Annotated in this window: 14 protein-coding genes and 1 tRNA gene; 12 read left to right on the forward strand and 3 right to left on the reverse strand. The window is 43.6% G+C overall.

Going from position 1 to position 15,821, the window contains the following annotated elements:
• The first annotated feature begins 20 nt into the window (after positions 1 to 20).
• The 10 genes from IGJ12_RS07140 to IGJ12_RS07185 all read left to right on the forward strand — a co-directional run bounded on the left by IGJ12_RS07140 (position 21) and on the right by IGJ12_RS07185 (position 10,062).
• Entirely contained in the window at positions 21 to 1,142 is a 1,122-nt protein-coding gene (locus tag IGJ12_RS07140; protein WP_430619516.1) for a glycoside hydrolase family 88/105 protein, read from the forward strand.
• Positions 1,139 to 2,455, forward strand: a complete 1,317-nt coding sequence (locus IGJ12_RS07145; RefSeq protein WP_430619517.1) for a glycoside hydrolase family 28 protein — start codon at positions 1,139 to 1,141, stop codon at positions 2,453 to 2,455. The genes IGJ12_RS07140 and IGJ12_RS07145 overlap by 4 nt, the downstream gene beginning before the upstream one ends.
• Positions 2,452 to 3,342, forward strand: coding sequence for a dienelactone hydrolase family protein (locus IGJ12_RS07150; protein WP_429961181.1), 891 nt, complete (start codon positions 2,452 to 2,454; stop codon positions 3,340 to 3,342). Before IGJ12_RS07145 ends, IGJ12_RS07150 begins: the two co-directional genes overlap by 4 nt.
• Positions 3,303 to 4,220, forward strand: a complete 918-nt coding sequence (locus IGJ12_RS07155) for a pectinesterase family protein (protein ID WP_430619518.1) — start codon at positions 3,303 to 3,305, stop codon at positions 4,218 to 4,220. Before IGJ12_RS07150 ends, IGJ12_RS07155 begins: the two co-directional genes overlap by 40 nt.
• Positions 4,217 to 4,663: a DUF4064 domain-containing protein gene (locus IGJ12_RS07160; protein WP_087664226.1), complete on the forward strand. Its 447-nt coding sequence runs from the start codon at positions 4,217 to 4,219 to the stop codon at positions 4,661 to 4,663. The genes IGJ12_RS07155 and IGJ12_RS07160 overlap by 4 nt, the downstream gene beginning before the upstream one ends.
• Positions 4,660 to 6,252, forward strand: a complete 1,593-nt coding sequence (locus tag IGJ12_RS07165) for a glycoside hydrolase family 43 protein (RefSeq protein WP_430619519.1) — start codon at positions 4,660 to 4,662, stop codon at positions 6,250 to 6,252. The genes IGJ12_RS07160 and IGJ12_RS07165 overlap by 4 nt, the downstream gene beginning before the upstream one ends.
• 3 nt (positions 6,253 to 6,255) lie before the next feature.
• On the forward strand, positions 6,256 to 7,749 hold the full coding sequence (locus IGJ12_RS07170; RefSeq protein WP_016613309.1) for an extracellular solute-binding protein: 1,494 nt from the start codon (positions 6,256 to 6,258) through the stop codon (positions 7,747 to 7,749).
• 149 nt (positions 7,750 to 7,898) lie between these two features.
• Positions 7,899 to 8,732 (forward strand): sugar phosphate isomerase/epimerase family protein, encoded by an 834-nt coding sequence (locus IGJ12_RS07175; protein ID WP_275626169.1) that lies wholly within the window; start codon positions 7,899 to 7,901, stop codon positions 8,730 to 8,732.
• 165 nt (positions 8,733 to 8,897) lie between these two features.
• Positions 8,898 to 9,770, forward strand: a complete 873-nt coding sequence (locus IGJ12_RS07180) for a VOC family protein (RefSeq protein WP_086338127.1) — start codon at positions 8,898 to 8,900, stop codon at positions 9,768 to 9,770.
• 64 nt (positions 9,771 to 9,834) lie between these two features.
• The gene (locus IGJ12_RS07185; RefSeq protein ID WP_005229963.1) at positions 9,835 to 10,062 is read left to right on the forward strand and encodes a hypothetical protein; all 228 of its coding nucleotides are present in this window, start codon (positions 9,835 to 9,837) and stop codon (positions 10,060 to 10,062) included.
• 92 nt (positions 10,063 to 10,154) lie between these two features.
• Here the strand turns inward: IGJ12_RS07185 and IGJ12_RS07190 are convergent, their stop codons facing one another.
• From IGJ12_RS07190 to IGJ12_RS07200, 3 genes are all read right to left on the reverse strand, one after another.
• On the reverse strand, positions 10,155 to 11,426 hold the full coding sequence (locus IGJ12_RS07190) for a hypothetical protein (protein WP_086338128.1): 1,272 nt from the start codon (positions 11,424 to 11,426) through the stop codon (positions 10,155 to 10,157).
• A gap of 145 nt (positions 11,427 to 11,571) precedes the next feature.
• Positions 11,572 to 12,807, reverse strand: coding sequence for an Ltp family lipoprotein (locus tag IGJ12_RS07195; protein ID WP_086338129.1), 1,236 nt, complete (start codon positions 12,805 to 12,807; stop codon positions 11,572 to 11,574).
• A gap of 404 nt (positions 12,808 to 13,211) precedes the next feature.
• Positions 13,212 to 13,294: transfer RNA gene (locus IGJ12_RS07200), tRNA-Leu, on the reverse strand.
• Between the two features lie 196 nt (positions 13,295 to 13,490).
• Here IGJ12_RS07200 and IGJ12_RS07205 point away from each other — a divergent pair.
• Both IGJ12_RS07205 and IGJ12_RS07210 read left to right on the forward strand, forming a co-directional pair.
• On the forward strand, positions 13,491 to 14,603 hold the full coding sequence (locus IGJ12_RS07205; RefSeq protein ID WP_016621170.1) for a hypothetical protein: 1,113 nt from the start codon (positions 13,491 to 13,493) through the stop codon (positions 14,601 to 14,603).
• Complete coding sequence (locus tag IGJ12_RS07210; protein WP_005236453.1) at positions 14,600 to 15,814, forward strand: ABC transporter permease subunit; 1,215 nt, start codon at positions 14,600 to 14,602, stop codon at positions 15,812 to 15,814. Before IGJ12_RS07205 ends, IGJ12_RS07210 begins: the two co-directional genes overlap by 4 nt.
• Positions 15,815 to 15,821 lie beyond the last annotated feature (7 nt).

A 15,821-nucleotide genomic window follows, 5' to 3' on the forward strand; every position in this document is an offset into this window, starting at 1 on the left:
AATAAAAGGAAGTATCGTACATGAAGAACTATTCGGAAATTGCTTTGAACACATTATTTGAGCGCTATGACTACTTATGCAAAGAAAAAATTTATCACGGAAAATGGTCCTATGACATCGGGGTCGTTTTGCAAGGCGTGAAAGAAGCCTATGAACAGACTGGTGACAAACGCTATTTGGACTATATCCAAAACACGATGGATGTTTATATTGACGAAGACGGTCGTATCAAAAACTATCAGATGGATGCGATGAATATCGATTACATCAATAATGGCAAATGTTTATTCTTGCTATACAAAGAAACAGGAGCGTCAAAATACAAGATCGCCTTGGACACGCTGTATCAACAATTACAGCAGATGCCAAGAACGAGCGAAGGCGGGTTCTGGCATAAAAAAATCTATCCGTATCAAATGTGGTTAGATGGCTTATATATGGGGGCCCCATTTTTGACAGAATACGCACTGACATTTGATAAAGAAGAAGCATTGGCAGATGTAATCAAGCAATTCACCTTATGCTTTACGCATACCCTAGATCCAAAAACGGGTCTTTTGTATCACGCGTGGGATGAACAAAAAGTCCAGCCGTGGGCAGATCCCAAGACCGGTTGTTCAAAAAATTTCTGGGGACGGTCAATGGGATGGTTCATGATGGCTCTCGCCGATACGATGGTGCTATTAGGGGAATCAGAGCAGAAGAATCCATTAGAAAACATGTTTGTCTCCTGTCTAGAAGCTCTTGCTAAAGTAAGAGATCCCCAGAAAAAAGTGTGGTATCAAGTCTTAGATAAAGGCAGGGAGCGTGGGAATTATTTAGAAGCATCCGCTTCTTCAATGATTTGTTACGCAACAGCAAAAGCGGTCAAAGCAGGGATCATCGATCAAAAATGGCAAGTGTTTGCCCAAGAGACCTATCAAGGATTGTTGGATGAGTTTGTCTTTTTAACAAAAGAAGGCTGGTTGAATCTGATCAGAAACTGTGAAGTTGCTGGTCTTGGTGGACCAGATAATCGGGATGGTACGTATGTTTACTATATCAGTGAACCCGTTATCACGAATGATTTCAAAGGATACGGTGCCTTTTTACAAGCGAGTTTACTGCTGCAACCATTAACGGAGGAAGGAAGCAAGAAATGAATATCCAATTGACTACAGCTGATTTACAAGGAAAAGAAGGTCTGTTGACAGAAGCGATTCAAGAAAAAATTGATGAATTGCATCAACAAGGAGGAGGCAGAATCACTTTTTCAGCAGGACGCTATCCGACGGGTGCGCTCTTTTTAAAAAGTAACATTGAACTGCACCTACTATTGGGGGCGACCTTAGTATTTTCTGATGATCCCAAAGACTATCCCGTCGTTTTGTCTCGCTGGGAAGGGGTCAAACGGGAAGTTTATGCCTCTTGTTTATATGCCGAGAATGCGGAAAATATCGCTGTCACAGGACTAGGAATGCTTGATGGGCAAGGGCAAAGATGGTGGAAGACCTTTCGGGAAAATCGTGAACAGCTTGCTTATCCACGACCAAAATTAATCAGTTTTGACTCTTGCCAGCAAATTACATTGAAAGATATCCGTCTTGTCGATTCACCCAGTTGGACCGTCAATCCGATTCTTTGTCAAAATCTAACGATCGATAATCTTCGCATCAAAAATCCAGCGGATTCGCCAAATACGGATGGGATCGATCCTGAATCTTGTAAAAATGTCCGCATCAGTAACTGTCATATCGATGTTGGCGATGATTGCATCGCCATCAAATCAGGAACGGAGGACACTAAAGAACGGGTCGCTTGTGAGAATATCACGATCGTAAATTGCCATATGCTTCATGGGCATGGGGCCGTCGTTCTAGGGAGTGAGATGAGCGGCGATATTCGTAATGTCACTATTAGTAATTGTATTTTTCAAGATACCGATCGTGGGATTCGTTTGAAATCACGTCGTGGACGTGGCGGAACGATCGAAGATATTCGAGTGAATAACATTGTGATGGATAATGTCATCTGTCCATTCACTTTAAATCTTTACTATTTCTGTGGACCGAAAGGCAAAGAAAAGTATGTTTGGGATAAAAATCCGTACCCGATCACCGAGGAAACCCCTCATTTCCGGAGAATTCATTTTGCAAATATCTCGGCTCGGAATGTCCATGCGGCCGCTGGGTTTGTTTATGGCTTGGCTGAACAATTTATTTCAGATATCACTTTCCAAGATATTGCCGTCTCTATGGCTGAGCACCCAATTCCAGGAAAGCCTGCGATGATGACAGGTATCGAAGAGATGACAAAACAAGGTTTTTATATTGGCTGTGGACGGAATATTCAGTTTGATCGTATCAATTTGGAAGGTGTAACTGAAGCGTTCCATATCGAGAATAGCCGGGAAATCACCGTCACACAGTCATTTGAGAATCGTCAGCCTCTGGGATTTCAAGGAGATTTTTTGTGAGGGATCCTCAGTTACTTCAGCTGCTAGGTCCTGATATGAAAGTTGCACCACAAGTGGTTCAGCAAACAAAAGAGCAGGTGCAAAATTATACCTTGGAACATTTACTTCTACGATTAAATCAAGAAGAGGATGTCCCTGCATACTTTGCTTATCCTAGCTCTCAGCAACCGGTTCCACTCGTTTTGTTCAATCATTCTCATGGCGGCGACTTCACGATGGGGAAAGAAGAACTGCGACAAAGTCCGCCGTATATGCAAAAAGAAAGCCTATTCGCTGCATTTATGAAGCTGGGCGTCGCCGTTGGAGTGATCGACATGTGGGGCTTTGGCAAACGAAAAAACGGTGAGAATGATAGCTACAAGCGGTTTCTGTTGCAAGGCAAAACATTATGGGGACAACGAATCTATGACAATCAACAGTTTTTAACCTATCTTGCTTCCCGTAAAGAAGTGAAACAGTCCGCTATCGCCACATTGGGACTTTCTATGGGGGGCTTGATGAGCTGGTGGTTGGCAGCGCTAGATGAACGGATATCAGTGGTGGTGGACATGGCAGCACAAGTGGACTATCAAGCATTGATCGAAGAGGACCGTCTAAGCAAACATGGGTTTTACTATTATGTTCCTAATGTGTTGAAAGACTTTACGACTGCGGCGATCCAAAAACAGATCGCACCACGCCCGCGTTTGAGTTTGGTTGGCAAAGAGGATCGTGGCTGCCCCTCAAGCGGCGTCGCTCGTTTGGATCAGCAGGTCGGGCAGCATTATGAAGCAATAGGCTACAAGGAGCATTGGCAGGCGTGTTGCTTGCCAGGTGGTCATGAAGAAACCAAGGAGATGAGAGCGCAGTGGATCGAATTTCTAAAACAACACCTCCTATCAAGCTAAAGGTTAGTAAAGAGCCGCAAAAGGGTGATTTTACGAGTATCCAAGCAGCCGTGTTGGCTGCTGAAGCCTTAAACGCACCTTGTGAGATCACGATCGCCTCTGACGTGTATCAAGAACAGGTGAAAATCTATAAAAACCAGCTTACGTTGATCGGGGAAACTAACACGTTCTTATGCTACCACTTGGCTGCCGAGCAAACCGATGAAAATGGGCAAAAAAGAGGAACCTTCCAAACAGCGACGCTCTTTATCAATAGCCGAGAAGTCTTTGTAAAAAACCTGACCATCATCAATGACGCAGGGTATGGGCAAGCAGTCGGGCAAGCAGTTGCCGTCTATATCGAAGGGGATGACATTCGCTTCGAACGCTGTCATCTCGATGCTTTTCAAGATACCTTGTGTCTGGGTCCATTGCCAAAATATACCAAAGAAGGTGAACCAATGATCAGTCCTTGGCGAAAGACAATCTTTGACCAACAACAGAGTTTGTTTTTGCATTGCAGGATCAGTGGAACAGTCGATTTTATTTTTGGCGGTGGTTCCGCCACCTTTGAAGAGTGTCGCTTGCATTGTAAAAATACACCACAAACGAACTACGTTACTGCTGCCTCAACTAGCAAACAAGCAAGCGGGTTAACCTTCGATCGGTGTCGGGTGACAGGGGACAAAGCCTATTATCTAGGCCGCCCTTGGCGCAATGAAGCCAAAGTCACCTTTTTATCCTGCTGCTTTGATCAACAGCTCGTCCCTTGCGGATGGTCTGATTGGGGAAAAACAGCAAACCACCAAACGGTCGCGTTCACGGAGCGAATGTGTTGTTACCAAACAAGCCCCAAACGTCCTGAATGGGTGACTATCGAAGGAGTGATAGAAAAATGAGCAAGGCAAAATGGTCTGGCTGGATCGGGATGGTTCTCGCTCTGGTGTTGATGGGCGGCTTTTCCTTGGCGATCAATCAAATGACTGTCCAGCAGTTCGAAGAGATCTTTCAACGTGCGTTTCCCTCTGTACTGAAGCAAATGACGGCAGAAGCAGCATTGGCGCAATTTCAAACACTCGGTGCTTGGTTTGGCTTCACGCTGTTGGCACTCCTGATATTGGTTTCAGTGGCGACGATGCTTGTTCGCTATCGTAATTATCGAAAGCAATCTTGTGCTATTTATTTTTTGACTGGTGTCGTGACATTGATTGGTAGTCAAATGATCGCTTTTCCGATTGCCTTTTGTTTCTTTTTAGCGGCGGGTTTTTGTTTTCTCCATCGCGATGACGGACACAAGAAAAAAACAACGGACGCAGTCAGCAAACAAGGAGGGGTTGCATGAAGGCAATGATCAATAATCCGATTTTAAGAGGGTTTCATCCTGATCCGAGTATTTTAAAAGTCGAGGATACTTATTATTTAGCGGTTTCTTCCTTTGAGTGGTTGCCAGGAATTCGGGTCTACTGTTCTCGAGATCTAGTCAATTGGTCCCATGAAACAGATATTCTGACCAATCAGGTGGTTTTATTAGGTAACACAGCAAATTGCAGCATTTGGGCACCGCAAATCAGTTACGCAAACGGACAATACTATTGTGTCTATACAAATGTTCGCAACACGACACGTCCCTTCAAAGACTGTCGAAACTATCTCATCACGGCTCCTACGATTCATGGGCCATGGAGTGAGCCCATTTACTTAAATGGTAGTGGCTTTGATCCGTCCTTGTTTCATGATCAAGAGGGGCGTATCTGGTTATTGAATGCGCTTTGGGATTATCGTAAGGATACACCAAATAAATCGGTGGGGATCGTGCTCCAAGAATACTCTGAAGTACAAGGCCGATTGATCGGTGACAGAGTGCCAATTTTTTCTGGAACCCAGCTGGCGAAGACTGAAGCACCGCATCTTTATTACCACAATGAGTGTTATTACTTACTGACGGCAGAAGGAGGAACGGGTGCAGGTCATGCGGTAACGGTTTGTCGTAGTAAAACCATCACTGGGCCTTATGAAGTAGATCCGCATTTTCCCATGATGCGTGCCTATCAGCGCGAAGATTCCCCTTTTCAATGTACAGGTCATGGCAGTTTGACGATTGCACCATCAGGAGAATGGGTCATGAGCTATTTGATGACTCGGCCAGTAGAAGAGGCAGCGATCCTTGGACGAGAGACGGCACTCCAAACCGTCTATTGGGATCACGAAGGATGGCTGCGTCTTAGCAATGATGATACGATCCCAGATCAAACCATCAGACTCGCTAGCGACGCTCAGAAGCAAAGGGCATCACCTGCTGTTTTTATGGATGATTTTAAAGGATCGTTGCAAAAAGCATGGAACGGTAGGCGATTGCTGCCCAATGAAGAGTGGTGCAATCTGAGTAAGCGACCAGGGTATTTGCGATTGATCGGCGGAGAATCGATGCAATCGAACTTTCATAAGCACTTATTGGCGATTCGTCAACAAGACTTTTGTTTTGAAGCTGAAACAGTGATGGAATACCACCCCCAATCGTTTAATCAGATGGCTGGATTGTCGTTGTTCTTAAACGAAGAAAACTATTTGTTTTTCTATGTGACTTATGATGAAAAAGACGGCAAGATCCTTCGTCTGATTCGGTGTTGTGAAGGAGAATTTCACTTGTTCCCAGATAAATTGGCCCTCGCTGCTTCAAGTGAGCCGATCGGATTGAAAGTAGTCGGTTCTTATCTAGAAGCAGAATGGTTCTATCGGCAATCACAAACGTGGCATCCCTTTAAAAAGCAAAACATCCAGTTCTTGTCTGGTGGTTTTACAGGGAATTTCATTGGAATCAGTGCCCATGATCTAGATCACTTTGCTGGAAGCTATGCCGATTTTACGTACTTTAAGTATCAAGGGAAAGATCCGCTCGATGATGATTCCCTAAAAATAGAGAAAGAAGGGTAACGAATGAAAAAGTTGAAAGTAGCAAGTTTATTATTATGTGCAGGACTGTTTTTAGCAGGCTGCGGCGATGGCGGAGGTTCATCTGATGGACCAGAAAGTGATGAAAAAACAAGTATTTCTTGGATGGCGATGCTGCATACCGCTTCACCTCCGTCTGGGGATGTAACACAAAAGTTAGAAGAATATACAGGGGTAGAGATCGACTTTACATGGGTGCCGGACGCATCAAAAACAGAACGCTTGAATGCAGCATTAGCGTCAAATTCTTTAGCAGATATCGTAAGTTTGACAGAAATCAATAACACAACCGTCCGTAGTTCGCTAGCATCTGGAATGTTCTGGGATGTGGAACCCTATTTAGAAGAGTTTCCGAATCTGGCAGAAATTTCTGAGGATCGCTTAGAATCTTCTCGTATCGATGGTCATATCTATGGTGTACCGTTTCTAAAACCGATCGCTCGTTATGGTGTCCTCGTAAGAAAAGATTGGTTAGACAATTTAGGGTTGGACGTGCCATCGACTTTAGAAGAATTATCAGCTGTGGCACAAGCCTTTACAGAAGGAGACCCAGATGGCAATGGGGTAGATGACACGGTCGGATTCGTTGAACGTGATGAGTCCTTTAATGTTGGGTTCCGTTCACTTTCAGGTTACTTTGGTGCAGACAATTGGTTTACGATCACGGATGATGATGAAGTGATGCCATCCTTTATGCAACCAGAATACAAAGAAGCAATGGAATGGTTCCGTAATATCTATGATAACGGCTGGATGAATTCTGATTTTGCGGTAATGGCGAAAAATGATCAGAAGAACTATATCGTTCAAGGTCGTGGTGGGATTGTATTGAGTGGTTTGCAAGAAGTACGTAACTACATTGATGATGCAGCTGGTACTGATGAAGAGCATATGGAATGGGTCTTGATCAATGATATCGTCCATGAAAATGTGGAACGTCGTATCCTTTCTGATACCAATGGTGGAATGGGCGGTTGGTTAGCCATTCCGAAAAACAATGTTGAAACCGAAGAAGACTTACGTGTTGTTTTGAAATTTATCAACGATTTGATGGACGAAGAGCCGTTTACCTTGATGACGCAAGGGATCGAAGGGGTCCATTATGAAATTGATGATGAGGGTGTCTATGTCCGTTTAGATGATACGAAGTGGCAACAAGAAGTACAACCATTTTCTTCGTCTCGTCCATCAGAATTAGTAACAGTTTTCCCTTCAAGCAACCCCTATGTCAACTTAGCCAATGAAAAGATTCGGGAAAATGAAGAGTTTGCGGTGATCAATCCTGCACAATCGCTGACCTCTGAAACCTATGATCGTTCATGGTCAAGCTTGATTGAAGGAATCTCAGACGCTTACTACCAATATATGACTGGGGAAATCGAGATCGATGGGTTTGATACAGCGATCGAAACCTTCTTAAGAAATGGTGGACAGCAAATCATTGATGAGTTCACGGAAGATTATCGTTCACAACAATAAAGGTCACAAAAGGTTCTGATCATCTGTTGAGAAGGAATGGATGAAGTGAGGAGCCGCTACTGCTGAATGATTGGAAGACCAAGACCAGTTGAAGTGATTCGCTGCTTGGTCTTCTTTTTGCTTCAAAAGCAATGAAGAAAGGAGAAGCTATGTTTCAACTAACTGTTCGGGGGCATGATTTAAAGAATTATGGGTCCCCAGAAGAATTAGCGCAAAAAATTGCCGCCAAAAACATTCATAACATTCAATTTGCATTAAATAAATCCTTCCCGCAATGGGCAGAGCCAGAGCAATTAAGCCCTGGTTTAGGCCGCTTTTTCAAACGTGTTTTTGGGCAATCTCATGTTCAGGTCGCTTTATTGAGTTGTTATAGTAATCTGATCCATCCTGATCTGGAAAAACGGGAAGCGATTTTATCCAGATTCGAGACCTATCTCGCACATGCCAAATACTTTGATGCAGCTATGGTTGCAAGTGAAACTGGTTCGGTTTTGCCAAATATGGGGTATACCGAGGAAAATTTTAGTGACGTCGTTTTCGATGATTTGGTTCAGGTGATCAAGCGTTTGGTCCAAGTGGCTAAGAGACATCAAGTGATGCTAGGGATTGAAGCGGGCTTGAATCATCCACTATCATCGATCGATCGAATCGAAGAATTGCTGGAACGAGTACCGTCTGACTATTTAGGGATCATCTTTGATCCAACCAATCTGATTACGGCGAAGAACTATCAAGAGCAAGTCGCTTTGACAAGGGAAGCTTTTTCCCGCTTTGGTGATGCCATCGTTTGCTTGCACTTGAAGGACTATCAAGTAATCGATGGTAAAATCAAGGTAGTGCCATTGGGAGAAGGAAGGATTGATTATCAACAACTATTGGCCATCACCGCTGAATACAAGCCATTTTGTTATGTTGTGTTAGAAGGGACGACCGAAGAAGCGATGCAGCCGGCCATTTCACTGATTGAAGCATTGCAAAAGTGAGCGAGCTGTCTTTGATTGTGACTGATGAGGAAAAGCTTTGTTACAAGGAGTCACGGGAGATCAAGGAATCCTTTCCTCAACAAGCAGATTTATTTACTTACTAAAAGTTAGTGTTATACTTAAAGGTACAAGTGAATTTAACTGTTTAGAAAAGAGGAAATGGCGATGACAATGATTCAATCAACCTATCAAATCGATGCAACAGCCGCAATTGGCAAAGTCGTTTTAAAAGTAGCGAATATGGAAAAAATGAGCCGGTTTTATTCGGACGTGATTGGCCTAACTTTATTGGAGCAAAGTGTAGATCACGCGCGATTGGGCGTGGGGACACAAGAGCTCTTAGTCCTAGAGAAGGTAAGTGATCCGTTGCCTTTGACACGGAAAACAGGCCTTTTCCATACGGCGTTTCTTTTGCCTAGCCGTAAAGACCTAGGAAATATGCTGGTTCATTATTTGGAGGCCAAAGCCCCTCTGGATGGTGCTAGCGATCATGGGTATAGTGAAGCGTTATACCTGACCGATCCAGAAGGAAACGGGATCGAAGTGTATCGTGACAAACCGAAGAGTGAATGGGATATTCGAGCAGACGGTGAGATCGTAGGCGTTACTATCGAAATGGACGCGCAAGGCGTGCTGGGAGCCGCTGACCGATCACAAACGACTTTTCCAGTTGGCACCACGGTGGGGCATGTCCATTTGAAAGTGGCGGATCTGGCAAAAACAGAAGAATTCTACACCGAAGTTTTAGGCATGCATTTGACTTCAGATTTTGGTAGCCAAGCAAAGTTTTTTGCTGCTGGTTCGTATCATCACCATATCGGATCGAATATTTGGATGGGAAGAAATGTTCCAGCTATGGAGGAAAAGGATCTAGGCTTAGCGTACTTTACGATCGTTTTGCCAGCTTTGGCTTTTTCTACGTTACGAAGTCATCTAAAGGCAAGTGGCGTTTCTTATGAGTTAGAAACAGACAGCCGCTTGCATTTGACTGATCCGAATGGGATCAATCTGATCATCGAAAGAAAGAATCAGCCTTAAGATGGAGGTTTTTTCATTCATGAAATGAGAGAATAACCTATAATCAAATAAAAGGAGAGCAAGCATGAAAAAAAACGGGGCGGGACAATCACTATTTCTAGCATTATTGATCAGCATGGGCTTATTTTTCTTTGTCCAAGGGAAACAATTAATAGAAAGTGGGGCGTCTCCTGTGATTTTTATTGCTTTTTCGGCTTTTGCAGGAATTATCGGAGTTGGTGTCTATGGTCTTCAAGCAATAATGAAACAGCATCGGCGCAAAGCCATGGTACCAATCAAAACCAAAAAATAAAGAAACCGGCCAATCTTAAACAGGAAGATTGGTCGGTTTTTTGTTTACGCTAAGAAAAAATGGGGAATGGGATCTGTCTCGTCCACTACATACTAATTTTCCATGTTTTCAATCGCAAATTCGATCTCATCAGGTAAGAAGCCGTTCCCTTCAAGATGAGCGGCCATATTTCTTTGACGGATCCCTAACACCCGGCGGGATTGATTGGCGCGCCCTAAAGCATGGCGATACCAATCTACGTCAAGGGTCTCTAGTGCCCATTGTGTTTCCTCCGCAGTGAAACCTTCTGTTTCTAACAGTTCTGCCATCTCTTGTTTTGAATAAAAGCGACGATTTCCTTGCGCTCTAACGAGGAAAAAGGCTTCACGTTCTCGTTCTGTCGCATTGTTTTCGCGCTCATAGCGTGCTGCTACAGTCGGGGCGAAATGAAACCCTGCTAAAATCGTTTCCTCGGTCACTTCGTTATCAAACACGTAGGTTCTAAATTGAAAACGATTGTCGTTTTCCAGTTCAAGCCATAGTGATTCAACCAGAAATCGATAACCGACTGGAATCGTTTCATAAACTGCATCGGCAATTTCGTAAAAATAAGCGGAAACGGCTTCGTAAGGAGTCATTATCTCGGGAACGATTTCCGTCGTTTGCCCATTAAACAAAGTGATTGCGGCAGGGTATTTTTCGCCAGCATTCGTAAATGTGAGAATCTCCACTGGCTCATGTTTTGTTGAAAAGACATTCATGGTCACGCCGTTCACCAAATCAATAGTGGTCTGCCACTCGATATCTTGGTCGTCGCTTTGTTGGTGTAAACGTTCAAGTGTATCAGGCGTCAAACCAAGCTTTTCTCGTGTATCTTCATTGAACGCTTCTTCATCGGCAAATGGAGTGTTTGCCCTAGCTGTCACTAGTGCCAAATCCTCTTCGTATTCTTTGAATAATTCTTGCAATTTTGCTCGTCTACTGACGATGATCGGGCTTTCCTCATGGATGGCAAGTAAGGCTGCGATACGACCATTCCGAGCGGCAACCCAACTGGGCATATCCAGATAGCGAGCTTCGATCGCTTCTTGGGCGAGTTGAATCATCTTTTCCGTGTTTTCAATGAATGCCGCCTTGTGTTTTGAGTTGCTATTGACCTGTTCTAGAAAGGCCAATTCTGCTTCTTTGCCACGAATCATCAGTTCTAAATTTTCAATACTTAACTCATAAGTAAGCTTTTCTGCATGATAGGTATGTTCCCAACCTGCATCCAAAGCGGCGCCGATGCGCTCAGAAAGTTCCTCAGGACTTGCTAAATTTATCGTCCCACATCCTGAAATCAGGGATAGTATCAGTAATAATGGCAACAAAACTTGTTTTTTCATTTTTTCTCCTCCTCGGGGACTCTGGTAAACTTCGCCATTTTGTTCGAATGAACGCATCAGATCGAGCACTTTCTTGGGTATAAAAAATAGCAACAATATAAGGGCTATCATAAAGGCATCGCGATGTCCTTTTGTTCGCTAGTTTTTAGTTACCCATGTTTGTCATCGCGTAGTCGATTTGTTCTTCTGAAAAGTCTTCGGAAGCCAATAACCGGCGAATGTTGTCTGGAGGAAGACTCATCAAGGAATGGTAACTATTTGCTTTCTTCAACGCCTGCTCGTTCCAATCAATCGTGAGCTGATCAACTGCCCATTGCGCATCATTATGGGTAAACCCTTCAAATTCTAATTGTTGGATCAATCGTGCACGTGAGAAAGCCATGAGGTTCGTATAGGATTCGGCACGTGCGATCGCTCGTCTTTGTTCTGAAGCTCCTTCATTCTCGGTCTGAGTTTGTTCGTCCTGGTTTTGCTGGCTTTGCTCTTGCTGCAAAGCCGTAGCTGCTTCTTGTTTTGCGTTTGCTTCTTGAAGCTGTTGATACACGGTAGTGACCATGTCTTGATCAATGTCATGATCAAAGCCATAGGTCATCACAGCCAGCTGATGTTCATCTGAAGATTGATCGAATCGATTCATAAACATCAACGATTCACGAGGAATATTTACGACCAGCCCTCGTAAAATCGTTTCATAGAATGCAGCTTTTTGCTCGTCGGCAGTTTCCCGATTAAGAACAGTAAATCCAGATGCGTACTCCTCTTCGGGCTTCGAAAAAACGAAGACGTCAACATTCATTTCACTTGTGTGGTAAACAGTGGCGGTGAGTTCGTCGTCAAGTTTGATCCTGCGATAAAGAGTTAGCTCATCTTCGGTGAGCTGCTGAAGCTGCGCAATATCGTCTGCCAAAAGCCCCAGCTTTTGACGCGGGTCGGCTTCAGGAATCGTTTCGTTTGCTACCTCCAGTAGACGGTTGAGGTTGTCTTGATTACTGAGAATGATAGGGCTCCGTTCATGAATCGCAGCCAGAGCCTCGCTATAACCAATGCGGGCAGCAAACCAAGCAGGGACATCGATCCGACGCTCCACTAACGCTCGTTCAGCGGTTGCCATCAAATCAATTGTGTGGCTGATTAACTGATAAAGATCTTCGTCGGAAGAATCAAGCTCTTCCAAAATAGCCAATTCGGCTTGACTGCCGGCAATCAACAACTCTAAGGTTGCTGGGTGATAATAGGCCCAGCCCGTTCCGGATTGGTTTGTATATTCCAGTCGTGCGTCGATGCCAAGTGCAACGGTCTCTGACAGTTCTTCATCTGCCTTTGCGCAACCGATAAGCAAAATAACGAATGACAATAGGGTGATCAGTACTCTTTTTTTCATTAGGCTCCTTCTTTCTATCGAAAGTAACTGAGAAAACGGTCGGAAGAGGTTTGTTTATCTGGGGGAAGGAGGAGAGAAGGTGAATGGGAAAAATGCTGAAAAGATTTTTCATCACCAGTAAATTCAGGCAACTGTTTCTGATCCGCCAATAAGAAAAAGCGGAGCATCGAACCAGCTTTCGAGAATAATTGTTATATTATTCATTTTATATGAAAAATGGTTTGAAATGCAATGATAAAAGAGTTTTTATCGATTTTTACATTTGGGAAAGGAAGCTTCGTATCAACTTTCTAGGAGTAGACGCTCAAGATCAAAGCGATCGAAAGAATTCATCGAAGGATCGCCATGGGGAATCTTTTGAGCAAACAAAAAAACAGCTTCCCATAATAGGGAAGCTGTAAGGATGCGGAAAATGGGATTTGAACCCACACGAGCGATTGCTCACAAGACCCTCAATCTTGCACGTCTGCCATTCCGTCATTTCCGCAAATACTATAGAAGGAAACGCAGGCTGAGGTAGTTCTGTCACGCCGCGTCTAGAAAATATCTTACCTGATTTTCAACAGGTTTGTCAATAACTTTTCCTAATGCTATTTGAAAGAATTTTCAGACTTTAGATTGCATTTTCTCCCATAAAAGGTATGCTAAAAGAATGAATAATTATTTTTTTGAGAGGAGAGCAAATGAACTACTTTAAAAACCAGTTAGCTAAATCTGTCAAACAGAAAACGTTCCTCTTCCTGCTCATTGGTGCCTTTAGTTTAGGTTGCTGTTTTTCCATTTATTTGAAGCTGATGGAACCCATCAACTTACCCGCCACGATCACTGCAGAAAAAGCGGAAGCCTCACGGCTTGTTGATCGCTACCAAGCCAATCAGTCGGGTTCACCTGCTGAACAAGAGGTGTATCAACTTTTGCTTGAAAACAATACACTGACTTCGCGACAGTTATCCAACTTGATTATGGAAGAATACGAACGATTTAATCAAACGAGTATTCAAATTGCAGAACTAAAAAAGCAGATTTGGGCGTCAGAAGTTGATGACAAAGGATTTTTGCCACCTTTATGGGCAATCGAACAAGATCAGAAGGTCTATCAAGCTTTAGTCGAGCAAGAAAAAGAGCCGGTCCTCACTGCTGCCAATGCCCAGACCGCTGTCGCTTTGGCAATAACGTTTTTGCTGAATTTTGGCTTCTTCTTTTGGGCTTTTTTTGCCAGTGACAATTTGATAGAAGAAAGAGAACACTTCTCTTTGATTCGCTCGTACCCGCAGATTTTTCCGATTCGGATGTTAAGTAAAATTGTGGTTAAAGGGATTACAAATTTAGGCGTTTTGATTGTGTTCTTCTTAGGCGTCTTTCTTTCAATGAGCCTTCTGGGGGAGTTCGGGGATTGGCAGTATCCAGTAGCCGTCTATCTCAATGGGGATTGGGTAGCCTTACCTTTTTGGCAGAGCGTTTTATATAGCCTGGTTTCTTTTGGCTTGCTGATTGGTTTGATCGAATGCTTAGGTTTTGTCATGAACATGATCGCAGCCAATCGATACGTCTCTTTCTTTTTGCTGGTGCTTTTTTATGGGCTCGGCTTGATTCCGATGCTGCAAAAGATCCCACTGTTACCAGTTCATATAGCTGCTATGGATAAATTTTATTCGGGCGCCTTTGCATCGGGTTCTGGTACTTCTTGGGGAGTCTATGCTAGTTGGCTGCTGACGGTGGTGTGGATCTTCCTTTGTATAGCTTTGATGCTCGTTGCGGATAAACAGAATCGCTTGTTGAGAGGAGGCAAAGGATGAAAGACTATTTTTTATTTGAATTACGACAACTCTTAAAGAGCAAGAAAACTATTGGTCTTTTTTGCTTGCTTCTTATCTATAGCGGCGTTTACAGTTTTTGGCAAAAAGATTTTCGCCCGATTGAACGAGTAGATAAAACAGAAATGCAACAACGCTATACTGTGCGACAAGATTTTCTTGATCAACAAGCAGCCAATCCTTCTGACCATTGGTCGGCAAGCTTAGCAGTTGAAATGTTTACCCCATGGAACGAAGCGGAAAAACAACGATTAGATGCACTAGCTGATGAAAACTGGCAAGCTTATGCACGAGGAACAACTACGTGGTACCAGTTGGCGTTGCAGTTTACCGATGAACGAAATGTTTTTTATACACCGGATTATTATACGTTTCAAAATTACTACGCTGCCTATGACGGTCGCTTTGGTTATGCTTCAACCGCTAAGCTTATGGAAGCCTTCAGCCAGTTGCCGAATAAGAAACTCTCGCAAGCAGTCATGGAGCAAAAAACGGGGATACAGGCATTGCAGCGAAGTTTTACTGGATATTTACCGATTCTATTGCTTGCTGTTTCTTTATTTTTGGCGATCGATTGCTTACCAAAAGAACGAAGACATAAATCCCTATTTCTTTCACTGCCATTATCGGCAGAAGAGATCCTTTGGAGCAAAACGGCAGTATTGATGGTCGGTTCTGCAATTGCAACGCTTGGGACCATGTTCTTTCTCTGGTTGGGTTCTGGTATTCAATTCGGCTTTGGTTCCCTGGAACTACCGGTCACGATTTTATCACCGACCTTTGATGCCCGCTACCCGATCACAGATTTCAACGCTTTTGAAACACAAGCCATCGGTCTTTTTATAGGCCAATGTTTTCTTGCGACGCTTTTTTTGCAGTTTATTTATTGTCGCGGCATCTTGTTGTTCAGTGCCCTGTTTCGCTCAGAACTGGTTAATTTGCTTTTGGCTGGTTTTTGCTTGCTTTCACCCTATATTTTCCAAAGACGTTGGTTCAGTGCTTACCTTGATAAAACGCTGTATGTCTATCTGTATCAAAATGTGGGACAAGTCCTTTCAGGCTGGACACGTTTTTATTTTGGTTCTGCAGGGTTTACGATGGAAAAAGGGTTGCTTTTATTAGGAGGCGTTTGGCTTCTGATCGAAATGTGTTTCTTCGTGACGATCCAACGCAAAAAATTTCATTTGGCATAGGAGGAAC

It is taken from the genome of Enterococcus sp. DIV0802b (assembly GCF_050543535.1).
GTDB classification, from domain to species: domain Bacteria; phylum Bacillota; class Bacilli; order Lactobacillales; family Enterococcaceae; genus Enterococcus_D; species Enterococcus_D entomosocium.